Annotated in this window: 22 protein-coding genes and 1 tRNA gene; 13 read left to right on the top strand and 10 right to left on the bottom strand. The window is 63.8% G+C overall.

Annotation, left to right across the window (positions count from 1 at the left end; translation table 11 throughout):
* Positions 1-10 precede the first annotated feature (10 nt).
* Genes prmC through VFV96_10145 form a run of 3 tightly spaced genes read left to right on the top strand, consistent with a single transcriptional unit; the run spans position 11 to position 2,581 of the window.
* A complete protein-coding gene (prmC, locus tag VFV96_10155; GenBank protein HEU5070756.1) occupies positions 11-865 on the top strand; it encodes a peptide chain release factor N(5)-glutamine methyltransferase in 855 nt (284 codons plus the stop codon).
* Positions 866-920: 55 nt separating this feature from the next.
* Positions 921-2,183: a UDP-N-acetylglucosamine 1-carboxyvinyltransferase gene (gene murA, locus VFV96_10150; GenBank protein HEU5070755.1), complete on the top strand. Its 1,263-nt coding sequence runs from the start codon at positions 921-923 to the stop codon at positions 2,181-2,183.
* Positions 2,180-2,581 carry a hypothetical protein gene (locus VFV96_10145; GenBank protein HEU5070754.1) on the top strand — a complete coding sequence of 134 codons (402 nt, stop codon included), beginning with the start codon at positions 2,180-2,182 and terminating at the stop codon, positions 2,579-2,581. The genes murA and VFV96_10145 overlap by 4 nt, the downstream gene beginning before the upstream one ends.
* Here the strand turns inward: VFV96_10145 and VFV96_10140 are convergent.
* The 5 genes from VFV96_10140 to VFV96_10120 form a co-directional block, all read right to left on the bottom strand.
* Complete coding sequence (locus VFV96_10140) at positions 2,578-3,465, bottom strand: aminotransferase class IV (GenBank protein HEU5070753.1); 888 nt, start codon at positions 3,463-3,465, stop codon at positions 2,578-2,580. The two genes, VFV96_10145 and VFV96_10140, sit on opposite strands and share 4 nt — an antisense overlap.
* A complete protein-coding gene (gene pabB / locus VFV96_10135) occupies positions 3,462-4,973 on the bottom strand; it encodes an aminodeoxychorismate synthase component I (GenBank protein ID HEU5070752.1) in 1,512 nt (503 codons plus the stop codon). Before pabB ends, VFV96_10140 begins: the two co-directional genes overlap by 4 nt.
* On the bottom strand, positions 4,970-5,956 hold the full coding sequence (locus tag VFV96_10130; GenBank protein HEU5070751.1) for a magnesium transporter: 987 nt from the start codon (positions 5,954-5,956) through the stop codon (positions 4,970-4,972). The genes pabB and VFV96_10130 overlap by 4 nt, the downstream gene beginning before the upstream one ends.
* A gap of 46 nt (positions 5,957-6,002) precedes the next feature.
* The gene (locus VFV96_10125; GenBank protein HEU5070750.1) at positions 6,003-7,268 is read right to left on the bottom strand and encodes a pitrilysin family protein; all 1,266 of its coding nucleotides are present in this window, start codon (positions 7,266-7,268) and stop codon (positions 6,003-6,005) included.
* A gap of 64 nt (positions 7,269-7,332) precedes the next feature.
* A complete protein-coding gene (locus VFV96_10120; protein HEU5070749.1) occupies positions 7,333-8,022 on the bottom strand; it encodes a TIGR00730 family Rossman fold protein in 690 nt (229 codons plus the stop codon).
* A gap of 178 nt (positions 8,023-8,200) precedes the next feature.
* Here VFV96_10120 and VFV96_10115 point away from each other — a divergent pair, with 178 nt between their 5' ends.
* Positions 8,201-8,824, top strand: a complete 624-nt coding sequence (locus VFV96_10115; GenBank protein ID HEU5070748.1) for an HNH endonuclease — start codon at positions 8,201-8,203, stop codon at positions 8,822-8,824.
* A 54-nt stretch (positions 8,825-8,878) separates the two neighbouring features.
* On the opposite strand, the gene VFV96_10110 is transcribed toward VFV96_10115, so the two are convergent.
* Together VFV96_10110 and VFV96_10105 are read right to left on the bottom strand one after the other, a co-directional pair.
* The gene (locus VFV96_10110) at positions 8,879-9,247 is read right to left on the bottom strand and encodes a type II toxin-antitoxin system RelE/ParE family toxin (GenBank protein HEU5070747.1); all 369 of its coding nucleotides are present in this window, start codon (positions 9,245-9,247) and stop codon (positions 8,879-8,881) included.
* A gap of 19 nt (positions 9,248-9,266) precedes the next feature.
* Positions 9,267-9,341, bottom strand: a tRNA-Glu gene (locus VFV96_10105).
* A 217-nt stretch (positions 9,342-9,558) separates the two neighbouring features.
* Between VFV96_10105 and VFV96_10100 the strand changes: the two genes are divergently transcribed.
* The 4 genes from VFV96_10100 (at position 9,559) to VFV96_10085 (ending at position 13,786) form a co-directional block, all read left to right on the top strand.
* Positions 9,559-10,143, top strand: coding sequence for a hypothetical protein (locus VFV96_10100; GenBank protein ID HEU5070746.1), 585 nt, complete (start codon positions 9,559-9,561; stop codon positions 10,141-10,143).
* Positions 10,144-10,212: 69 nt separating this feature from the next.
* A complete protein-coding gene (locus VFV96_10095; GenBank protein HEU5070745.1) occupies positions 10,213-11,712 on the top strand; it encodes a potassium transporter TrkG in 1,500 nt (499 codons plus the stop codon).
* Positions 11,713-11,715: 3 nt separating this feature from the next.
* Positions 11,716-12,426, top strand: coding sequence for a TrkA family potassium uptake protein (locus VFV96_10090; GenBank protein HEU5070744.1), 711 nt, complete (start codon positions 11,716-11,718; stop codon positions 12,424-12,426).
* Positions 12,427-12,517: 91 nt separating this feature from the next.
* Positions 12,518-13,786: an MFS transporter gene (locus tag VFV96_10085; GenBank protein HEU5070743.1), complete on the top strand. Its 1,269-nt coding sequence runs from the start codon at positions 12,518-12,520 to the stop codon at positions 13,784-13,786.
* Here VFV96_10085 and VFV96_10080 read toward each other — a convergent pair.
* Entirely contained in the window at positions 13,735-14,214 is a 480-nt protein-coding gene (locus VFV96_10080; protein HEU5070742.1) for a metallophosphoesterase family protein, read from the bottom strand. The genes VFV96_10085 and VFV96_10080 overlap by 52 nt on opposite strands.
* Positions 14,215-14,259: 45 nt before the next feature.
* Complete coding sequence (locus VFV96_10075) at positions 14,260-14,895, bottom strand: DUF6580 family putative transport protein (protein ID HEU5070741.1); 636 nt, start codon at positions 14,893-14,895, stop codon at positions 14,260-14,262.
* A gap of 257 nt (positions 14,896-15,152) precedes the next feature.
* On the opposite strand from VFV96_10075, the gene VFV96_10070 reads away from it, so the two are divergent.
* The 3 genes from VFV96_10070 to VFV96_10060 all read left to right on the top strand — a co-directional run bounded on the left by VFV96_10070 (position 15,153) and on the right by VFV96_10060 (position 19,356).
* Positions 15,153-15,923: an ABC transporter ATP-binding protein gene (locus VFV96_10070; protein HEU5070740.1), complete on the top strand. Its 771-nt coding sequence runs from the start codon at positions 15,153-15,155 to the stop codon at positions 15,921-15,923.
* Positions 15,920-17,563, top strand: a complete 1,644-nt coding sequence (locus tag VFV96_10065) for a hypothetical protein (protein HEU5070739.1) — start codon at positions 15,920-15,922, stop codon at positions 17,561-17,563. Before VFV96_10070 ends, VFV96_10065 begins: the two co-directional genes overlap by 4 nt.
* A gap of 218 nt (positions 17,564-17,781) precedes the next feature.
* On the top strand, positions 17,782-19,356 hold the full coding sequence (locus VFV96_10060) for a Na+/H+ antiporter (GenBank protein ID HEU5070738.1): 1,575 nt from the start codon (positions 17,782-17,784) through the stop codon (positions 19,354-19,356).
* Between the two features lie 68 nt (positions 19,357-19,424).
* On the opposite strand, the gene VFV96_10055 is transcribed toward VFV96_10060, so the two are convergent.
* Positions 19,425-19,589, bottom strand: a complete 165-nt coding sequence (locus tag VFV96_10055; protein HEU5070737.1) for a hypothetical protein — start codon at positions 19,587-19,589, stop codon at positions 19,425-19,427.
* A gap of 510 nt (positions 19,590-20,099) precedes the next feature.
* Here VFV96_10055 and VFV96_10050 point away from each other — a divergent pair.
* Positions 20,100-20,645, top strand: a complete 546-nt coding sequence (locus VFV96_10050) for a JAB domain-containing protein (protein ID HEU5070736.1) — start codon at positions 20,100-20,102, stop codon at positions 20,643-20,645.
* Between the two features lie 144 nt (positions 20,646-20,789).
* On the top strand, positions 20,790-21,308 hold the full coding sequence (locus VFV96_10045; GenBank protein HEU5070735.1) for a hypothetical protein: 519 nt from the start codon (positions 20,790-20,792) through the stop codon (positions 21,306-21,308).
* The last annotated feature ends 6 nt before the right edge of the window (positions 21,309-21,314 follow it).

Here is a 21,314-nt window from a genome sequence, read left to right as displayed (position 1 = left end):
CAGCGGACGCGTGACCGTTCTCGAGGCCATTCAGAAAACCGCCGCGTTTTTCGACCAAAAGGGCGTGGAGTCGTCGCGCCTGCAGGCCGAACTGCTGCTGGCGCACGTGCTCCAGCTGCCGCGCTTGAAATTGTATCTTAATTTCGAGCGGCAGCTCCAGGCCGTAGAAACGGATGCGTTCCGTGAACTGGTCCGGCGCCGCGGACAGCGCGAGCCGCTCCAGCACATTCTCGGCACGGTTTCCTTTTGTGGCATCGAACTCGCCTCCACCCGGGCTGCATTGATTCCGCGCCCGGAAACCGAAACCCTTGCGCAAATCGGCTGGGAACTGCTCGCGCAACATCCGGCGCCGGCACCGTGCGTTTTCGACTTCGGCACCGGCACGGGCTGTCTGGCGATCGCGCTGGCGCTGAAGGTGCCCCGCGCCCGGATTTGGGCGGGCGACATTTCGGCGCCGGCGTTGGAACTCGCCCGGGCCAATGCGGTCCGGACCGGCGCTGCTGAACGCATTCAGTTCGTGCCGGGCGACGGCTTTGCCGCTCTGCCGCATGATCAACGCTTTGACCTCATCGTCAGCAATCCGCCCTACATTCCCACGCCCGAGATCGCCACATTGCAGCCCGAGGTGCGCGATTTTGATCCTCATCAAGCGCTGGATGGCGGCGAGGATGGGCTCCGCTTTTACCGTCAGATCGCGGCGCAGGGGAGTGCTTGGTTGAACCCGGCGGGGAGAATTGCGGTCGAATTGGGCGATGATCAGGCCGCGTCCGTGAGTGAAATTTTCGCCGCACAGAAGTGGATTGTCGAAGGCACAAGGCAGGACTACTCTCTGCGCGACCGGTTCCTTCTTGCGCGGCGTCCGTGACGTTTTACGGCGTTTTGATGAGCGCAACCAATGACCGGCAGCCACAACGCATTTCATGGATAGTTTGATGATCAAGGGCGGTGTTCCGCTCGCCGGCGAGGTCCAGATCAGCGGTGCCAAAAACGCCGTGCTGCCCATTCTCGCCGCCACTCTGCTCACTGAAGAACCCTGCGTCATCCGGCGCGTGCCCCGCCTGAGCGATGTCAAATACATGGGCGAAATCCTCCGCTGGCTGGGCGCCGATGTGAAGATCGAGGGGGACACTGTCCGCGTGCAGGCGCGCAAGATCAAGGGCATGGCGGATTACGAACTGGTCCGCAAGATGCGCGGTTCAATTTGCATCATGGGACCGTTGCTGGGGCGATTGAAACGCGCCCGGGTGTCGCTGCCCGGCGGTTGTGTCATTGGTGCACGCCCCATCAATCTGCATCTGAAAGGCTTTGAATCGCTTGGCGCCAAAATCACCATCGAAGCCGGTTACGTGCAGGCCGCGGCGCGGCGTTTGCTCGGCACGGAGGTCTTTCTGGGCGGCCGGGCCGGTTCGACGGTGTTGGGCACGGCGAATGTGATGATGGCCGCCGTGCTGGCGGAGGGCGTTACGGTAGTTGAAAGCGCGGCGTGCGAACCCGAGGTGGTTGATCTGGCCAACTTCCTCATTGCGATGGGCGCGAAGATCACGGGGGCTGGGAGTCCCACTCTCATCATCACGGGCGTCAAACAACTGCACGGCGCCGAACACGAGGTGATTCCGGACCGCATCGAGGCCGCCACTTTTGCCATTGCTGCGGCGGCCACTGATGGCGAGGTGACGCTCAAGGGCGCGCGGGCCGATCATCTTCATGCAGTGCTCGACAAGTTGCGGTCCGCCGGGGTGGCCGTCACTCGCCGCGGCAATGACATGATCGTGAAGCGCGCCGGCCGGTTGCGCGCCGTCGATGTCACCACGCTGCCGTATTCCGGTTTTCCCACGGACGTGCAGGCGCAAATGATGGCGTTGCTGACACTGGCCCCCGGCATCAGCATCATCACGGAACGCATCTTTGAATCGCGGTTCATGCATGTGAGCGAGCTGTCGCGCCTGGGGGCGGACATTGAAATCGAAGGGCCCAGTGCGATTGTGAAGGGTGGCCGGCCGTTGAGCGGCGCGCCCGTGATGGCCAGCGATTTGCGGGCGTCGGCGGCTTTGGTCATTGCGGGGCTGGCGGCCAAGGGCACCACCAGCGTGAGCCGCATTTACCATTTGGACCGCGGTTACGAAAACATTGATGGCAAATTGCGCCGGCTCGGGGCGCGCATCGAGCGGATTAGCGACTCATGACCAAAATCATTTCCATATTCATCGTCGTGTTGGTTCTGGTGGCGGGATGGAAGCTCTTTTCCTATTACCAGCAGGTCGCGGAGGAAGCCAAACACAAGCAGACGGTCGAAACCGGTGCGGACCTGCGACCTGACCAGCTTCCCGGTCTGCCGTGGGAACTGGCTTCCTCGTTGGAGATAGCGCAAAAGAACGGCGCCACCGGCATGCGCAACTGGCTCAAAGCCTATGGCGCGCAGGTGCAGGATCCGCGCAAGGCTTGGATTGAAATGGACTATGCGCTGGCGTTGATGCGGGAGGATCCCAACGAAGCCAAGAAGGTTTTCCTGGCCGTCAAGGAACGGACCCCGACGAATTCACCGGTCTATCCGCGCGTGCTCCAGTTGGAAAAAACTTTCTAACGGGCGCCACACTCCCTTTCCAGCAGCGTTTGGTAGGCAGCGTGCAGTTGCGGCAGGATGGGCGCACGATTGATCGGGGTTCCGTCCACTTCCGCCAGTTCCACGAGGCCGAGTGAGCTGAGCGACAAAAACGCGCCGTCCATCTGCGGCAGTTCGGCCGGTTTCAACTGCGCCTCCGTGAACGGCACGCCGCGCGCCTCGCACAGTTCGCGCACCACGGCCCGCGTCACGCCGGCGAGAATGCCGCTGGCCAGGGGCGGTGTGCTGACGACGCCATCCCGGATCCAAAAAAGATTGCTGCCCGCGCCTTCCACCAGAAATCCGGCGGTGTTGAGGAGCAGGGCTTCATCCGCACCGGCGGCCTCGGCTTCCGCCCGCGCCAGCACCTGCGCCAGTTTGTTGCAGGTTTTGAACTGCGCCAGCGCTTCGCCCGCTGGCAGGCGGCAACCCGCCGTGTGCGCCCGCCAGCGAACCAATCCGCCGGCTGCCACGACCCCACCCATTGAAGACTCAGGGTCGGCCGTCGGCATCTTGAATGGGTGCAGCGCCATCACCAGCAACGGCTGGTCCGCGCCGCGCGGCGAGTAACCGCGCGGACCGACGCCGCGTGACAACGTCAGCCGCAGCAACGCTTCAGGCAGGCGATTTTGTGCGATCAATTCGCCGGCAAACCGCGCCAGCGCCGGACGGTCGAACGGGATTTTGAGGCCTAAAAATTCTGCGCCGCGCACAAGGCGGTCCAGATGTTGTTCCCAGCGGAACGGTTTGCCGTTCGTCACGCGCAGGGTTTCAAACAGGCCGTCGCCGTAAAGAAACGAGCGGTCGAACACCGAGACGGTTGCCTGCGCCTCCGAGACGAACTGTCCGTTGAGGAAAACAATCATGGGGTTTTGACATCCGGCTGCGAGTGCGGAACCCGGTCCGGCTTTGCTCCGGTCCCTTGGCTGACGGACTGAGCGTCAGGCCGTTCCAATGCCGCGAAAAAGCCCTGCGCCTTGGCCAGCGTCTCCTCGTATTCGGCCGCGGGATCCGAATCGGCCACGATGCCGGCGCCGACCGGGAAATGGGCGACGCCGTCCTTGCAGATGGCGGTGCGGATGAGGATGCTTAGCTGGCTTTCCCGATTGAACCCGAGGTAGCCGAGTGCGCCGCAATAAGGTCCGCGCGCGACCGGTTCGAGTTCATCGATGATTTCCATGGCGCGAAACTTGGGGGCGCCAGTGATGCTGCCGCCAGGGAAGCACGCGGCCAAAGCGTCGAGATGCGTGATCTCCGGCCGGAGCCGCCCTTCGATGGTGGAAACGAGGTGCTGCACCTGCGCGAATTTTTCGAGCCGCAGCAAATCCGGAACCTGCACGGAGCCGAATTCACAGACTCGGCCAAGATCGTTGCGCAGCAGGTCGGTAATCATCACGAGCTCGGCCTGCTCCTTGGCGCTGGTTTGCAGTTCGTAAGCCAGTTGGGCGTCGCGCGTCGGATCGAGGTGACGCGGGCGCGTGCCCTTGATGGGTCGGGTCTGGATGTGCGGTCCGCTCAGCCGCAGGAACTGTTCGGGCGAGGACGAAGCGAGTTGAAAATCACCCCCGTCCAGAAACGCCGCGAACGGCGCGGGCGAAACTTCGGTCAACCGGCGGAACAAATTCCAGCCCAAGGCCGCGGGCGAAACGGAGGTCCCGTCGCACGGCGCCGACAGCCGTTGGGCGAGGTTCACCTGATAAATGTCGCCCGTGTGAATGTAGCGTTGCGCCGCTTCCACTGCGGCGATGAAGCCGGCGCGGCTGAAGCTCGAGGTGACCTCGCGCACGTGCCAGTTGGGCCGTGGAATTACCCTCTCCGGCTGCGGGCGGGCGGTGAGGCGGGCGTGCCAGAAGTTAAATTGCGCGGCTTGCCGGTGTTCGTCGCGCGCTCCGTCGGCGCCCAGCCCGGTGGCAATGATCCATGCCTGGCCCAGCCGATGGTCGAACGCGACGAGGCTGGCATAGAAGCCGAGCTGGCAGTCGGGCAGGTCAAGGTCGGCCGCGGTGTGAACCCGCAACTTGGGTTCGACGAATTCCTTCAGGTCATAACCCCAAAAACCGAAACAGCCGCCGAGCGGGAAGGGGAGGTCCACTTCATCCGGCAATTCATAGCGGGCCAGCAGCGCCTCCAGACCGCGCCACGGGTTGCCGAATTGAACGTGCGGCCGGCCGACGGCATCGTGCGGCGTCACCTCGCAGCGCGATCCGCAGGCACGAAAGGTGAGAAACGGCCGGGCGGCAACGAAGGAGTAACGCGCCTGTGGTGAGTCGAACAGCCCGCTGCGCAGCAGCACAATCCCGGGCTCGCCGTGAAGCAGCTCGACGAGCGACTCCGGGGTGTGGGTGGTGACCACGGACTGGATGGCCGGCGTCATTCGCGTGAGAGGACAAACTTCGCCAGATTGAAGTAGAACAGCAACGTGCCGATGTCCGCCAGCGCCAGCGTCATCGGTCCGGCGGCGATGCGGGGATCCAGTTTCAAGCGGTGCAGGATCGTGGGCACCGCCAGCCCCAGCAAACACGCGGTGACCATCGCGAGGGTGATGCTGCCGCCGATGACCGCGGCGGCACTCGGGCTGCCGCGCCAAAGCCACGCCACGAGTCCGACGATCAGGCCGCACGCTCCGCCGAGCAGCACCGCGGTGAGGAACTCCTTGCCCATGGCGCGCAAAAACCAGGCGCGATCGGGCTCGCGTCCGTGCAATGATTGAATCGCGACCGTCAGCGATTGCGCGCTGACGCTTTCGGCGAGGCCGAGCACCAGCGTCAAAAAAAACGCCAGCACGAGGCTGGTGGCGAGCGTCGCTTCGTAGCGCGCCGCCAGCAGGGCGCAGCAAATGCCGCCGCCGATGGTGGCGAGCAGCCACGGAAAACGCAGCCGAAACGCCCGGGTCGGCGAGGCGTTCTGCACCTCGGCCACGCGAAAACCGATTGTCTGAAACACGTCGTCCATGTGCGATTTCTCGGACAGGTCAAACACCTCGTCGGTGAACAGGCTCACGTTCATGACGCCGACGAGCCGGTGGCGCAAGTCCACCACGGGAAAGGCGAGGAACTTGTGGAGCAGGAACATCTCGCAGGCCTCCATGATGGTGGCCGTGTCCGGCACCACGACCACGCGGGCAATCATGATTTGCGCCAGCGGCGTGTCGAGGGCGGCGGTCAACAGGCGCCGCGTCGGCACCACGCCCATGAGCTTGCCGTCGTGGTCCACCACGTAGAAATAAATGATTTTCTCGGCGACCCCCCGTTCGCGAATTTGGGCCAGCGCGCCCGCCACGGTCAGGTCCACGGCGAGGGCCGTGAAGTCCTTGCTTGCGAGGCGGGTGATGGGTTCGTTGAGGTGTTCGGCCTGCACGCCGGCAAGTGATAGCCCAGTTCACCGCCCACGGCAAACACCCGCTTCACGACCACCGCAGTTCAGCGCGCAGCTGCGCGTCGTCCCGCAGCGGGCTGACGACGGCGAGGCTGAGCCCGTCCGGCTGAAAATACGTCTGCGCCACCAGCCGGATTTGCGTGGCGGTCACCGCCGCGAGCCGGCGTTTGGTCAGTTCCGGTGCGGTGAGACGGCCGTAACCGAGGACTTGTTCGCCGACGAAGTTCATCTGGTTTTCCGTGCTTTCCAGGGTCAGGTCGAACTGGCCGATGACAAAGTCGCGGGCACGCTGCAATTCGGCGCGGCCGGGCGCGGCGGCGGCGCAACGCTCCAGCTCCTGCCGGATCAGCCGCAGGGTGCGGGGCAGGTTGTCCGTGTCCAGCCCGGCCGAGATGACGAGGTCGCCCGTGTCCGCATAGAAGCTCGGCGTGCTGTAAATGGTGTAGGCCAGTCCCAGGTCTTCACGAATGCGCTGGAACAGCCGTGAACTCATGTTCTCGCCAAGGATGGCGTTGAAGACGCGCAGGGCAAAACGCCGATCATCATGACGCGAGCACGTGCGCAGGCCGAGGGCGAGCTGCGCCTGTTCGATGGGTTTGGCGAACAATTTGAGGCGCGGTCCGCGCTGGCGCGCCTCAGCGGGCGGACAAACGGGCGGGGCGCCGGTGCGAAAATGCCGGGCATAACGGCTTGCGGCCCGCACCACGGCGGCATGCCGGATGTTGCCGGCGGCCACCACCACCGTGTTGCCGGCGACGTAATTCCGTCCCAGGAAGCCGGTCAATTGCAGCCGGCGCAGGCGGTCGAGCGAGCGGTTGGTGCCCGTGATGGAGCGGCCCAGCGGATGGTTGGGCCAGACGATGGCGTTGAGGAGTTCCTGCACCTGCTGCGCCGGCTGGTCGCGATACATGGCGATCTCCTCCTTGATGACGTCGCGCTCCTTGACGATGTCCGCGGGCGCGAAGCACGAGTGGTGCAGCATGTCCATCAGGACGTCCAGCACGTCCGCAAAGTGGTGGTGATGCACGCGGGCGTGGAAGCAGGTGATTTCCTCGCTGGTGAAGGCGTTCAAATAACCGCCGATGCCTTCAACCTCCTCGGAAATCTCGCGGGCGGACCGGCGGTGCGTTCCCTTGAACAGCATGTGTTCGATGAAATGGCTGACGCCGTTGAGCGGCGCCGGCTCGTAACGCGAACCCACGCCGACCCAGAGGCCCACACTGACGCTGGCCATGTGGGGCATTTCGGCGGTCGCAACGCGCAGGCCGTTCGGGAGAGTGGTCAGTGAATACATCGGTTTTCTGGCGGACGCGGTTCCGCCCTTGGCGCCTTTGTTTGGATTGAACTGGCGCCGGCCGTCACTGGAATGCCGTGGGCACGGTCTCGGGCGGACCGACGCGGCGTTCATAGTCGAGGATGAGCTCGACGGCCTCCTCCGGCCGGTCCACCACGTTGAAGAGTTCGAGGTCGCGCGGCCCGATGAGTTTGCGGCGCTGCTGCATCTGCGCCTGCATCCACGCGATGAGGCCGGACCAGAATTGTTTGCCGAAGAGAATCAGCGGAAAGCGGGGGATGCGTCCCGTCTGCACCAGCGTCAGGATTTCGGCGAATTCATCCAGGGTGCCAAAGCCGCCCGGCATGAAGATGAATCCCATGCTGTATTTGGCGAAGCAGACCTTGCGGGCGAAAAAGTAGTGGAAGTGCAGCGGGAGGTTTGCGTAGCGATTACCCTTTTGTTCGTGCGGCAGTTCGATGTTCAGGCCGACCGATTTTCCCTTTGCCTGGGCCGCGCCCTTGTTGGCCGCCTCCATCAGCCCCGGTCCGCCGCCCGTGATGACCGCGATCTTGTGTTTGGCGAGCTGCTTGCCGAGTTCGACCGTCAACTGGTAGCACGGGTCGGCCGGCTTCATCCGCGCCGAGCCGAACACCGTCACGGCCGGGCCCACCCGCGACATGGTTTCAAAGGATTCCACAAACTCCGCCATGATGCGGAAGATGCGCCACGGATCCTCCTTGATGAAGTGGTTGTCGCCATTGCCATTGGTCATGGGCGCGAAGATACGTGGAGCGGCGAGGGGACACAAGCGGACGGGCCGGCCATTCGGCGGCGTGCCCGGCCAAGTCGTTCCGCCCGTGGCGTCAAGCGCGGTTGCCGCCTGCGCAACCACGCCCCGCGCCCGTTGACACTCCCGGCGTCGCCATGCTAGCGTCCGCCCATCGAAGGCCATGAGCACTTCGTTCCTCAATTCGCAGGTGCTGGTTCTCAACCGGCTGTGGCAGGCGGTCAACGTCTGCTCTGTCCGCCGCGCGCTCACGCTGTTGTTTCAAGGGCACGCCGAGGTCGTGCTCAGCCGGCCGGACGGCAGCTTCCAGACGTTCGATTTCCGCGAATGGCACAGCCTGTCGCAGGCCGAACCGCATCCGGAAAGCATCCACACCATTTCGTTCCGCATCCGCGTGCCGCGGGTGATCCTGCTCGCCATGTTCGACCACATGCCGAAGAAGGAGGTGAAATTCACCCGGCACAACATCTTCGAGCGCGACAAGAACACCTGCCAGTATTGCGGCCATGTGTTCGACCGGAAGGATTTGAATCTCGACCATGTCATCCCGCGCGACCGCGGCGGGCCGACGACGTGGGAAAACATCGTCTGCTCGTGCATCCGCTGCAACACGCGCAAGAGCAACCGGACGCCGATTGAGGCCGGCATGCACCTCGTCCGCAAGCCGAAGAAGCCCAAGTGGCGTCCGTTCGTGCAGATCAATCTGCACTTCCAACAGCACGAAAGCTGGAAGCACTTCGTGGATCTCGCCTACTGGAACGTGGAACTCGGCGAAGAGGCGGGGTAGGGAACTGACTTGTTTTGCCAAAGCGGGCCGAAATAGCCCCACTCAATCGGGCCCTCACCCCTTGCTGGCCGTGCGGGCGCTTTCGATGAGCTCCCAGAAGCGGGGGTTGCTTTGCAGGGCTTCGTCTTCCGGCACCTTCAAGCCGTGGCGGAAGTAAAAATCCTTCAGCGTGTGCCGGCTCAGGATGCGGTGCACGAGCACGCCGAGGTCGTGTTTCTCGAAGTAAATCCGGTAGTCGCCGATGCGCAGACGGTGCAACACGCGGCCGTCCCGTTCCAGCTTGCCGAAATCCTCCAGGTCGGTGGCCATGACCTGATGCGGCACGCCGCGGAATTCGCCGAGGATTTGCAGTTGCAGATCCTTGGGCATCCGCGCGAGTTCCGCCGCCGCCGTCGGAGTGAAAATGATTTGAAACGCGGTCATGTCGGGGATTGAGCCGGATTGGTAGCGCGCACGGGAATCGAACCCGTCTTTCAGCCTTGAGAGGGCCGTGTCCTAGCCGATAGACGAGCGCGCCAGCCCGAATTCCAGCGGCGTTCATCCTATGCCGCAGCGCCGGGAAGTCAATCACGCGGGCACGCCATCGCTTTTCTCGAAGCGGCCTTCATTTTATCGATTTCGCGCCACGCTGGCCGGCCGCTAACGTCCATCGGTCAAACCCCTTCGCCGCGGATGCGGCCGGTTGCCACCGAGCCGAAAGGGCGCACATTGAATCATCAACCCATCCGATTCCCATGAAACCAAACCTTAAAACAATCGCTTACGGCCTGCTCGCGACCAGCCTCGTAGCGCTGGTTGGCTGCGTGGTCACTTCCGTTTATCCCTATTACACTGCCAAGGACGTGGTTTCCGATCCGGCGTTGATCGGCACGTGGGCCGAAGCCGGCGAAACGAATGCGGCGGAGAAGAACTGGCAGTTCGCCGCGGGCCCGGACCAGTCCTACCTGCTCACGGTGCGTGATACGGCCGAAAAGACCGGGTTCACCGCCCACCTGTTTGCGTTGCCCGGGCGCCGTTATCTCGATGCGCTGCCCACGAAGCGCGAGGATGATTTCATTCCGCCGCATTATTTGCTGGCGGTCTCGCGGCTCGATGGCACGGCGTTGGAATTGTCGCTCCTGAGCTACGGCTGGTTGCAGGAACTGGTGAAAACGAATCCCGCTGCCATCCGCCACGTGTGGGTGGATCGCGATGCGCAGCAGCCGGACAGCGGCAAGCTCGTGCTCACGGCGGACACGGCCGAACTGCAACGCTTCATTCTCCAATATCGCGATGACACCAACGCGTTTGCGGAAACCCTCAAGCTGGTGCGGCAATGAGCGCCCGCCGCGGGCGGCGGCAAATACGCTCGCCAACGGGAAACCGGCCCGGCAGCTTGGCGGCCGAACATGCATTGGTGGGGCCGAGAGAAGTCAGATGAATCCCGCGGCGTGCCGGGCCGGCGTGGCGGGGCCACGCCCCGGGTCTGGCAGCGCTTCATGGCGCGGTTCGGGGGCCGCACCGGCTACAAGTCAACCCTGCGCGGCCACGAGGCGCCGCTCCGCCCGATTCCGTATGCGTTTGGGGCCCTGATTCTGGTTGGCGCGCTGTTCCTGCGGCTGCCCCTGGCGCACAACCCGGGGCGGAGCATTTCCTCGCTCGATGCGCTGTTCCTGTCCACGTCCGCCACCTGCGTCACCGGCTTGAGTCCGGTGAACGTGGCGGAGGTTTTCAACGGCTTCGGCCAGGCGGTGCTGCTGGTGCTGATCCAGGCCGGCGGCATCGGCATCATGACGGCGGGCACGTTTTTTCTGGTGCTGACCGGGAACCGGCTGTCGCTCGCGCACGAGCAATCCATTGCCGGTGCGTTCGGACAATTGCGTTCGGTCCGGCCCGGCGACATTTTTGCCTACGCTTGCGTCGTCGTGCTGGTCACGGAACTGGCCGGTGCGGTGGCGTTGTTCAGCTTGATTTCCCAGCAATGGCCGGAGCAGCCGGTGGGCATCGCGCTCTGGCAGGCGGTGTTCCATTCGGTCAGCGCCTTTTGCAACGCGGGGATTTCGATTTTTCCCGAAGGGCTGGCGCGCTGGAAAAATGTGCCGGCCCTGCTCGGCGTCGTGGACGCGCTGGTTATCACGGGCGGCATCGGGCTGCTGACCTTGGTCAATCTCCGTTACTACCGCTGGTGGCGGCGCGATTCGCGCAAACGCGGCAGCCTGAGCGTGCAGACCCGGCTATCCGTGGTGCTCACGGTCCTGCTGCTCGCGGGCGGGACGTTGCTGACGCTGGCGCTGGAATGGAACCGCACCCTGGCGGCGGCGCATTCGTTCGGTGAACGCCTGTCGTGGGCGTTTTTTCATTCGACCATGACCCGCACGGCGGGCTTCAGCGTCGTGGATCTGGCGCAGATGCATCCGGCGACGCTGCAAATCAGCATTGTGCTCATGTTCATCGGCGGGGCGCCCGGTTCGATGGCGGGCGGCATCAAGACCAGCACCACGGCGGTGCTGGTGCTGGCGGCCTGGGCGGCCCTGCGCCGCCGCAGCGAGGTGAATCTGTTTGGCCGCCGTGTGCCGGGCAGCCAGACCAGCGCAGCCGTGATGATTCTGCTGCTGGCCACGGCGAGCCTGTTGCTGGCGGTGATCCTGTTGATGATCACCGAAGGCGGCAGTCTTGCGGTGCACGCGCGGCACGGCTGGCTGGGGGTGGTGTTCGAAGCGGTGTCCGCCTTCGGCACCGTGGGGTTGAGCGCGGATGTGACGCCGCTTTTGACCAGTCCGGGCAAGGCGATTATCATCGCGCTCATGTTCCTCGGGCGCGTTGGGCCGCTGATGCTGGCCATGCACCTGTGCCGGCCGCTGGTGCCGTGGCATGTCCGGTATCCCGAGGAAAGCATTTCACTGGGTTGAATCATGAGCTTGCGCATTTTCATTCTGGGCGGCGGCCGCTTTGGCACCCACCTCGCCTCCCGCCTGTGCGAATTCGGCTGCGAAGTGGTCATCGCCGACTCCAGTCCGAAACGCGTGGAGGACCTGTCCGAGGACGGCTTTCACGCCGTGGAACTGGACGCCGATGACGAGGAGGCGCTCCGGGCCGCCGGTGCGCCGGAGGCTGACGCGGTCGTGGTTTCGATTGGCGAAAACATGCAGGCGAGCATTCTGGCCACCCTGACGTTGAAGGAGCTGAAGGCGAAAAAGGTCGTGGCCCGCGCGGTGGACATCAAACACGCGCAGGTGCTCGAGAAGGTGGGCGCCGACCTGGTGGTGCTGCCCAGCCGCGACATGGCTTATCAACTGGCCGAAACCCTGCGGGCCGGTTCGGTGTCCGAGCGCCGGCCCATCAGCGGCGAATATCAGCTCGCCTACATCCGCGCCGGCCGCGTCCTGGACCGCGTGAAATTGAGCGATGCCCAGTTGCCGGGGAAGTATCGCGTCACCGTCGTGCTCATCAGCCGCGACCGGCCCGCGGGGGAGGCCGCGGCGGAGGACGACGCGATGGAGAATTTCGAGCCCGAACCGGATTTCGTGCTCCAGTTCAATGACCTGCTCGCCGTGACGGGCAGGCGCACGCACATCGACCGCTTCGAGCAAAAGTGCGGGCGGGACGAATCCCGGCCGGATTGAGAATCCGGCGCGGGCGGGAAGTTTTTTCGATGCGGGCCGGCGGCGGGGGCTGGGTTAAGCTCCGCCCATCGCCGGCCGGGGCCGGATTCACATGAGCCGCAAACTGTCGCCGTTCTGGACGTTGTTCATCCTCACCGGGCTGAACCTCTTCAACTATTTCGACCGCTACGTCCTGTCCGCCGTGCTGCCGTCCGTGCAGCGCGATCTGGTCCTGACGGACAGCCAGAACGGCTGGCTCGGCACGGCGTTCATGCTGGGCTACTTCGTCACGTCGCCCGTGTTCGGCTACCTGGGCGACCGGACCTCGCGCAAATGGCTGATCGCGGTGGGCATTTTCGTCTGGAGCGTGGGCACGCTGCTCACCGGCTTCGCGGCGACGTTTGCGATGATGATCGGCTTTCGCGTGCTCGTTGGCGTGGGCGAAGCCAGCTACGCGACGATCAGCCCCAGCTACATTTCCGACACGTTTGGGTCCGCCCGGCGGAACAACGCGTTGACGATTTTCTACGTGGCGATTCCCGTCGGTGCGGCGCTGGGCACCATCATCGGCGGGCTCATTTCCGAACATTGGGGCTGGCGGCACGCGTTCATCTGGGCCGGCGCGCCCGGGTTGCTGCTCGCGCTGCTCCTGCTGCCCTTTGCCGAACCCGGCCGCGGCGCGGCCGATGGCGTGGATCACGTCAGCAAACCGCGCGTGGCCGATGTGCTGCGGCTTTTCTGCCTGCCGGATTACCTGCTCGTGGTCGGCGGCTACGTGGCCTACACGTTTGCCCTGGGCGCGTTTGCCCTGTGGGGGCCGACCTTTCTGAATCGCGTCCACGGGATGGCCGAAGCCCGGGCCGCGGAATTTTTCGGTCTCGTGCTGGTGGTGGCGGGCCTGCTGGGAACCTTCGTGGGCGGGTTTGCCGCGACGGCGTGGCACAAGCGCAATCGCGCCGCCTACGCGTGGGTGCTGGGCTTGTCCGTGCTGGTGGCCGTGCCGGTGTCAGCCGGCGCCTTTCTCGCGCAGTCCCAGACGGTGTCCATGGCCTGTCTGGCCGCGGCCATGTTCCTGCTGTTCCTCGGCACCGGGCCGGTGAACACGTTGATTCTGGAAACCGTGCCGGTGAATCTCCGCGCCAGCGCCATGGCGTTGTCCATCTTCCTCATCCATCTGTTTGGCGACGTGCCGTCCCCGCTCATGGTGGGCTGGTTGTCCGACCAATGGCAAAGCCTGCAAAAGGCCGTGCTGGTGCTGCCCGTGGCGTTGGGCGTCGGGGCGCTGCTCTGGCTTTGGCTGGCGTTGAAGCTGAAGGCCGGCGCGCCGGCTCAGTCGGGCAGGGGGACGAATTCCGGCGTGATGCCCGCGGCATCGCAGTGAAAGATGGCCACGCTGCGCGGCTGGTTGAGCCGGGGCCGGCCCGCGTAGCCGGGATTGAAGAACAGCGTGCCGGACTGCGCGTCATTGTAGGTCTTGTGCGTGTGGCCAAAGATGACGGCGTCGGGCCGGTGCTTCGCGAGCTGCCGCCGCAACTGGTCGTCCGGCGCTGCCGGGTTCACGATGTGCTGGAGCAGAAACTTCCGCTGCGCGACCGTCACCACGGCCACTTCCTTGAAATCCAGGCCGCTGTCCGTGTTGCCGACCACGGCCGTGACCGGGGCGATTTGTTCGAGCTGGAACGTGATCCACACCGTGCCGATGTCGCCCGCGTGCAAAATGTGCTGCACATCGGCGAACAGCTCCTTCACCCGCGGATCAAGAAAATCGTGGGTGTCGGAAATCACTCCAATTTTGGTTCTGGCACTCATGGGTGGAGGCTGACGTGCAGCACCGGAGGTCTATTCAAGGCCATCCTATGCTTGTGATTCTTCCGGTTCGGCCTCGGGCGTGGCGTCGGGTTCCTCGGCTTCCTCCTCCCGTTCCTCGGCGGCCTCGCTGAGCTTCATGGCGCCGACAAACAGGCCGGTGAACAGCCCGCCGCTCAGGAGCGTATTGCGGAAAAATTCCCAAGTAGAAGGCCAGCCGCCGATGCCTTTGGTCAATGCAAGCAGCCAGCTTGCGAACGTCTTGGTATATTCGGGGTTGTGGAAAGGGTTGAACAGCCACGATGCCGTGTTCGTGATAAAATAGAACAGAATGGCCCCGAGAATCCCACCGCCGAGAAGTGACACGAAGGACGCTGTTGGCTTGAACCGCCGCCCCAGCCAGATCAACGCGAGATAGGCCACGTAGTTGAAGCTTTGATAGGCAATGTTGGTCGGCGTCCACACGTTCCATCCCAGCGCCAGCCAGTAATACAGATTCAATCCGATGTCCGTGACCAGCATGGTTCCCAGCGGCAGCCACCACGCCATGCGGCCGGAAAAATACACGCCTGCGCAGAACACCAGCGCGTAGGCAGCGCTGAAATTCTGCGGCAACATGCCCGGCACGCGCGTCAGCGCGAACACCACCATCAAGGCGATGGGCAATGCGAGTTTTCCTTTCACGCCGGGGAGCTTACGCGCGCCGGCCGGAATCACAAGTCCGACGGGAGGACGGCCGGTCCGAAACGTTTGCAAACGCCTCCCGTGCAGTCGCCCTGCGCGGCGACGCGCCTCCGTTTTCGAGGGCTTGAGTGTAGCTGCCGCTGCGTTGCTGGAAGCAGTCCGGGGCAAGGTCGCTGTCGTCAATCCGCGCGGGCCGGGCGGGGTGCGGATTTTTATCGCCAAGCGGCGGGCCTTGGGGCAGGAATGGCCGCGCGCCCATGATTTCCGTGCAGCAACTGACCAAGGTGTTCGGCTCCCAGACGGCCGTCGATGCGTTGAGCTGTGAAATCCCCGCCGGCCAGATCGTCGGTTTTCTCGGTCCCAACGGCGCCGGCAAGTCCACCACCTTGAAGATGCTGACCGGCATGATCGAGCCCACCCGCGGCACCGCCCGCCTCTGCGGATTCGACCTGCGCGATGACCTGCTCGAGGTCAAACGCCGCGTGGGCTTCGTCCCGGAATCCGGCGCGGTCTTCGAATCCCTCACCGGCCTCGAATACCTCGAGATGGTGGCGGCGCTTTACGGCATTCCTGAGGACGCCGCGCGCGTGCGCATCCGGCAGTTCATCGCCTTCTTCGACCTCAGCTTTGAGACGTTGACCGACAAGCTGCTCGGCGCCTACTCGAAAGGCATGCGCCGCAAGGTCGTCATCACCGCGGCGCTGCTGCACAATCCGCCGGTCGTCTTCTTCGACGAACCGCTCGACGGCCTCGACGCCAACGCGGCGGTGGGGTTCAAGGCGCTCATCCAAACCCTGGCGCGCGAGGGCAAGACCATCGTTTACAGCTCGCACATTCTGGACGTGGTGGAACGCGTGTGCGACCGCGTGATCATCATCGACAAGGGCCGGCTGCTGCTCGACGGCAAACCGGACGAACTCGTCGCCGCGCACGGCAGCGGCACCTTGGAGCGGCTCTTCACGCAATTGACGGGCGGCACCGAACTGGAACAGCGCGCCGCCGATTTTGCCCGGACCTTTCGCTCATGAACCCCGCCCCGGAACCGCGCCCGCCGGTCCTGCGTCCCGCGGCCGCGCCGGAACGCACGCTGCGCCGCCTGTTCCTGACGCTCTTCCTGCGCGGGCGCGGCGCGCGCGGGCTTCAGAAATCCGGCGTGCCCAAATCCGTCGCCTCCAAGCTGGGTTGGGCGCTGTTCATCTATGCGGTGGTCGGCCTTGCCGCGCTCGCCTTCGTCCGCCAGAACGTCTTTCTGCTGTCCGTTTATCTGCACGGCATGACCTTCGTGTTCCTCGGCATGTTCATCGCCGCCTCGTCGGGCGAGGTGCTGTTCAACAAGGAGGAGGCGGACATTCTCCTGCACCGGCCGGTGACGCCGCGGGCGTTGTTGTGGGCCAAAATCGCCGTGCTCGTGCAGGTCTCGCTGTGGCTGGCCGGCGCCTTCAATCTGGCCGGGCTTGTCGCCGGCGCCTTTGCTGCGGACGGCGGCTGGAGCTTCCCGCTGGTGCACGCGTTTTCGACGGTCTTGCAGGCGCTGTTCTGCGTGAGCGCCGTGGTGGTGGTCTATCAACTGTGCCTGCGCTGGTTCGGCCGCGAGCGGCTCGAAGGGTTGATGACCACGGCGCAGGTGCTGCTGGCGCTCTTCGCCGTCCTCGGCGGCCAGTTGCTGCCGCAGTTGATCGGGCGGTTCGGGCCGAAGCTGTCCCTGAATGCCGAATCCTGGTGGCTCGCGCTGCTGCCGCCCACGTGGTTCGCCGGGCTGGACGATGCGCTGGCGGGCGGACGCCATCAGGGTTCGTGGCTGCTTGCCGCGCTGGCGGTGGCGGTGACGCTCCTGTCGCTGTGGCTGGCGTTTGGGCAACTGGCCCGGGATTACGGGGCCGGCCTGCAAACGCTCAACGAATCCGTGGCGGCGCCGCGCTCCCGCGGCCGGCGGCGCGGCCTGGACGTGCTCCTGCACCGGCCGCCGCTGTGCTGGTGGCTGCGCGATTCCGTGTCCCGCGCGGCGTTCCGGCTGACGGCGGCCTATCTCTTCCGCGACCGCGACGTGAAGCTGCGCGTGTATCCGGGCATTGCGCCCATCATGGTGATGCCGCTGCTGTTTCTCTTTCAGGATTTCGCGCGGCGCGGCGGCAGCGGCGGCGGCTTCACCACGGCCTTTGCCGGCTCGTATCTCGGGCTCGTCCCATTGCTCGGGCTGAACCTGCTGCAATACTCGCAGCAATGGCAGGCGGCGGATTTGTTCCGCGTGGCGCCGATGCCGGGCCCGGCGCCGTTGTGTCATGGCGCACGGCGCGCCGTGCTGTGCCTGCTGGCGTTTCCCGTGCTCGTCGGGCTCGGCCTGCTGGCGTGGCTCGTGAAACGGGATTTGGGCCAGCTCGAACTCATGCTGCCCGGCATCATTGCCCTGCCGGTTTACGCGCTCCTGCCGTGCCTCGGCGGCCGCGCCGTGCCGCTCTCCCTGCCCACCGAGGAGGCCAAATCCGCCGGACGCGGCCTGGCCATGATCGGCGTCATGCTCGTGGCGCTGGCGCTGGCGGGCGTGACGGCATGGGCGTGGCACGGCGGGTGGTTCTGGTGGCTCGTGGCGGGAGAAACGGTCCTGATGGTTGGGCTCTACGCGGGCCTGCGCCGGCGCGTGACCGCTGCCCGCTGGCCGTCCATCGACTAGAGCGGTTTAAATAATGTCGTAGCCGTCGGGTTATTCGCCGGCCCCTCACCCGGCCTTCGGCCACCCTCTCCCCATCGGATGGGGAAGAGGGACGGGGTGAGGGGCTGCTGCCGTCAGGACGGCTACAGTATTTATGAAACTGCTATAGCGGCCCGTCGTTTGCCGGTCTCACTCCGTCTCTTTTCAAATTCATCGTTCGCCCGTATTGTCCCGCGCGCATGACGGGCGTCGTGGAAATTTTCGTGGGTTTGTTGATCGCCGTGGCGGTGATGGCGCTGCTGGCGCGCAAACTCCACATCCCTTATCCCATCCTGTTCGTCATTGGCGGGCTGGGCATCGGTCTCATTCCCGGCCTGCCGAAGGTCCGCCTCGATCCGGAACTGGTCTTTCTCTTCTTCCTGCCGCCGCTGCTGTTTCCGGCGGCCCTGTTCACCTCGTGGCGGGACTTCCGTGCGAACCTCCGGCCCATCACGCTGCTGGCGGTCGGGCTGGTGCTGTTCACCACCGTCATCGTCGCGTGGCTCGGCCACACATTCATGCACCTGGGGCTCGCGTCCGGCTTTGTGCTCGGGGCCATCGTTTCCCCGCCGGACGCCATCGCGGCCACGGCCATTGCGCAACGCCTGAAAATTCCCCGGCGCATCGTCACCATTTTGGAAGGCGAAAGCCTCGTGAACGACGCGACCGCGCTGGTTGCTTATCGCTTTGCCGTGGCGGCCATCGTGACGGGTTCGTTTTCCTTCGCCAAGGCCGGGGGCCAGTTTCTCATCGTCGGCTTGGGCGGCATCGCGCTGGGTCTGCTCATCGGCTGGCTGGGCGCGCAATTTCACAAACGCGTCGAGGATGCGCCCATCGAGATTACCGTGTCCTTGCTGACGCCGTTTGTGGCGTATCTCGCCGCCGAACGCCTGCACGTCTCCGGCGTGCTCGCCGTCGTTGCGGCCGGACTGTATCTCGGCCGGCGCGTGCCCGAGCTGTTCACCTTCGAAACGCGATTACAGGGCGGCCCGGTGTGGGAAATGGTGGAATTCCTCCTGAACGGCTGCGTTTTCATCCTCATCGGCCTGCAACTGCCCGAGGTCATGGCGGCGTTGTCGCACGACGCCATTCCGTTGCGGCATCGCGTTGGTTACGCCGTCATCATCAGTGTGGCGGTTATTCTCATCCGGGTGCTCTGGGTGTTTCCCGCCACCTACATCCCACGGCTTCTGTCCCGGCGCCTCCGCGAACGCGACCCCGCGCCGAGCTGGCGCAACGTGGCCATCGTGGCCTGGACGGGCATGCGCGGCGTGGTTTCGCTGGCGGCGGCGCTGGCCCTGCCGTTGATGGTCATCGAGCGCAACTTGATTCTGTTTCTCACCTTCATCGTCATCATCGCCACGCTGGTGGTGCAGGGGCTCACGCTGCCGCTGCTCATCCGTGCCCTTGGCGTCGAGGACGATGGCACGTCAGATCGCGAGGAGCACGAGGCGCGCCTCAAGGCCAACCACGCGGCGCTGGCCCGGCTCACTGAAACCGCCGGCAGCGAGCCCGCCTTTCTCGACGCCCGCCAGCGCCTGCGGGTGGAATACGAAGATCACATCCTCCAGTTGAAGGGCGACGAGGCCCGGCCCTCCGGCGCCCGCCTGCGGCGGTTCTCCAGTGAATTTGAACGGCTCTCCCACGCGGCGCTTCAGGTCGAACGCCGCACCATCCTCCAGCTCCGCGATGAGAACGTCATCAGCGACGAGGTCCTGCGCCGCATCCAGCGCGACATCGACCTGGCCGAGGCGCGCTTGCGGGCTCACCAGTAAGGGCAGCCGGCGTCAACCGCTCGTCACTTGCGTGTTTAACGACCGGGCGTTGCAAGTTGAGGGCGCCACTACACGCCCCAAAGCTTGAGATACCATTCGTAGAAGTTGTGCACGGCGGGAACCCTGCCGTAAAGGTAGATCAGGGGCACATACAGCATGGCGACGGCATTGGGCGGATTAGGCCCGAAGTATTTCAGGACCGGACCGGGACTCAGGGCGTAGAATATCAGCAACAGCCCCAGTCCCCAAATCGAGGTCAGCCCGGCACTGCGCCGCGGCGCCGCCGGCTACCAATCCCCTGTGGACTTTGAAACCCAACTCAACTAAAACCAAAACACCGATGTCTCATGCATTCACCACCTGTCCACCAAACCGAGGCAAGGCCAGGATGATGCAATGGAAATGCCTGTCACAAAAACTGCCTTGTTTTTGTGACACCAAGCGATCGCCAGGCTTGCACCATTCAAGTAACAAACTTCAGGCACTAATGCTCTGGCAACCGTCTGGCATCCGCCGCTGAAATTTTCCGTCGTGTTCATCCCGCGTCTGCCCGCGCCTCTGGTTGCTCCGCGCAACCTCGCGCCAGCGGTCGAAACATCCTTTCGCCCGCTGTCACTTCGTTGCTGATGCTCCGCTGCCCGGCGGCGCAGTCAGACACGGGTGCGTTTCGTTCGGAGCGGGGCTGCTCTCCCGGTCCGGTGGTGAAGAGAGCAGTCCCGCTCCTTCAGAACGAAACGCAAAACATGAACACAACAGAAAACCTCATCGCCACCGGATGCCCCACCACCGCTCTGCAACCGCAGAACAAAATCGTCAAACCCATCAAATTTCCACCCCGGCCACAGGAATGGAAAATCGTATCACTTCGGGAATGTCCCACTCCCGACACCATGCAACCTTGCGAGACCCCGGATCAGGCAGCCGCCTATTGGAGAACGCATATCGCGACCCATCCCTACTTCAATTCTGAATGTGAATGTCTGGTGGTGTTCATCCTAAACACACGTCGGCGCATCAAAGGCCACTATCTGGTGTCCATTGGGACAATGGATACCATTCTCTGTCATCCCAGGGAGGTATTTCGTTTAGCAATCATGGCGAGCGCCGCTGCAATCATCATCGCGCACAATCATCCGAGCGGTGAGCCGACTCCTTCCGAGGCCGACATCAAAATCACCCGTGACCTCATTCGAGCTGGTCAACTTCTTAAAATCGAAGTTCTCGATCACATCGTTGTTGGAAACCCAAACCACACGAGTCTTCGCAGTCTGGGCTATTTTTTCAGCTAGGCCCAGCCGGGCCATGCTCAAAAAAGCCGATATTTCCTCGGCGCGTGAGCGCATACACTTTTTTTCGCGACTTGTGAAAAAATATATCTCACAAAAAATGCTCCTTCGACCAATCCCAACGACAAAGGCCGTGTAAAGAATAGTATGGATAACTATTTCAATCTCGTATCAGGCTGGCTAAAGGCCAGCGGAAACAGTCTGTTAGACACGCTCCCATCGGGCAGCGGCATTTGCCGTGTTGTGCAAATCGAGCCAGCGAATTATTGGACTGGCTACGTCTCCACGGCTGGGGGCAGCTTCAAATCGCAGGGTGAGAGTGGGAGCTGGTATGGAACGTCCTTTGGCGTGGCTCTGGCCGAAAGGCCGCCTGCTGGCCCAACCATATACGAGTATTCGTGCTTGGGCCAGGACACGCCCGTTTGGAACATGAACAAACTTCCAGAGGAATATCGCGAAGCGATTTACGCAGACCGCGAACTAGCCACAGGGCAATACTTGAAATCTCAATTCGTCGTCGAATGCCTCAACACACTCGGTCACACTGGTAACGCGAGCGGCATTCTTTTTCCGAGTCGCAGAAGCGACGGCGGTGTGGTCGTGCTCAACCAGCAACTCGTGAAATTACAGATTATCTCTACGGGACAGTCTCCGCCTGGTGTTTGACGGACG

The sequence above is a fragment of the Verrucomicrobiia bacterium genome (genome assembly GCA_035765895.1).
GTDB lineage: Bacteria > Verrucomicrobiota > Verrucomicrobiia > Limisphaerales > DSYF01 > DSYF01.
The sequence above is the reverse complement of the archived record's forward strand: the minus strand, read 5'-3'. Positions and strand labels throughout refer to the sequence as shown.

What these genes read in the sequence shown, in the direction of transcription:
- murA (HEU5070755.1), top strand. Translation starts at nt 921, where the DNA reads ATGGATAGTTTGATGATCAAGGGCGGTGTTCCGCTCGCCGGCGAGGTC.
- VFV96_10145 (HEU5070754.1), top strand. Translation starts at nt 2,180, where the DNA reads ATGACCAAAATCATTTCCATATTCATCGTCGTGTTGGTTCTGGTGGCG.
- VFV96_10140 (HEU5070753.1), bottom strand. Translation starts at nt 3,465, where the DNA reads ATGATTGTTTTCCTCAACGGACAGTTCGTCTCGGAGGCGCAGGCAACC.
- pabB (HEU5070752.1), bottom strand. Translation starts at nt 4,973, where the DNA reads ATGACGCCGGCCATCCAGTCCGTGGTCACCACCCACACCCCGGAGTCG.
- VFV96_10125 (HEU5070750.1), bottom strand. Translation starts at nt 7,268, where the DNA reads ATGTATTCACTGACCACTCTCCCGAACGGCCTGCGCGTTGCGACCGCC.
- VFV96_10120 (HEU5070749.1), bottom strand. Translation starts at nt 8,022, where the DNA reads ATGACCAATGGCAATGGCGACAACCACTTCATCAAGGAGGATCCGTGG.
- VFV96_10115 (HEU5070748.1), top strand. Translation starts at nt 8,201, where the DNA reads ATGAGCACTTCGTTCCTCAATTCGCAGGTGCTGGTTCTCAACCGGCTG.
- VFV96_10110 (HEU5070747.1), bottom strand. Translation starts at nt 9,247, where the DNA reads ATGACCGCGTTTCAAATCATTTTCACTCCGACGGCGGCGGCGGAACTC.
- VFV96_10100 (HEU5070746.1), top strand. Translation starts at nt 9,559, where the DNA reads ATGAAACCAAACCTTAAAACAATCGCTTACGGCCTGCTCGCGACCAGC.
- VFV96_10095 (HEU5070745.1), top strand. Translation starts at nt 10,213, where the DNA reads ATGCATTGGTGGGGCCGAGAGAAGTCAGATGAATCCCGCGGCGTGCCG.
- VFV96_10090 (HEU5070744.1), top strand. Translation starts at nt 11,716, where the DNA reads ATGAGCTTGCGCATTTTCATTCTGGGCGGCGGCCGCTTTGGCACCCAC.
- VFV96_10085 (HEU5070743.1), top strand. Translation starts at nt 12,518, where the DNA reads ATGAGCCGCAAACTGTCGCCGTTCTGGACGTTGTTCATCCTCACCGGG.
- VFV96_10080 (HEU5070742.1), bottom strand. Translation starts at nt 14,214, where the DNA reads ATGAGTGCCAGAACCAAAATTGGAGTGATTTCCGACACCCACGATTTT.
- VFV96_10070 (HEU5070740.1), top strand. Translation starts at nt 15,153, where the DNA reads ATGATTTCCGTGCAGCAACTGACCAAGGTGTTCGGCTCCCAGACGGCC.
- VFV96_10065 (HEU5070739.1), top strand. Translation starts at nt 15,920, where the DNA reads ATGAACCCCGCCCCGGAACCGCGCCCGCCGGTCCTGCGTCCCGCGGCC.
- VFV96_10060 (HEU5070738.1), top strand. Translation starts at nt 17,782, where the DNA reads ATGACGGGCGTCGTGGAAATTTTCGTGGGTTTGTTGATCGCCGTGGCG.
- VFV96_10050 (HEU5070736.1), top strand. Translation starts at nt 20,100, where the DNA reads ATGAACACAACAGAAAACCTCATCGCCACCGGATGCCCCACCACCGCT.
- VFV96_10045 (HEU5070735.1), top strand. Translation starts at nt 20,790, where the DNA reads ATGGATAACTATTTCAATCTCGTATCAGGCTGGCTAAAGGCCAGCGGA.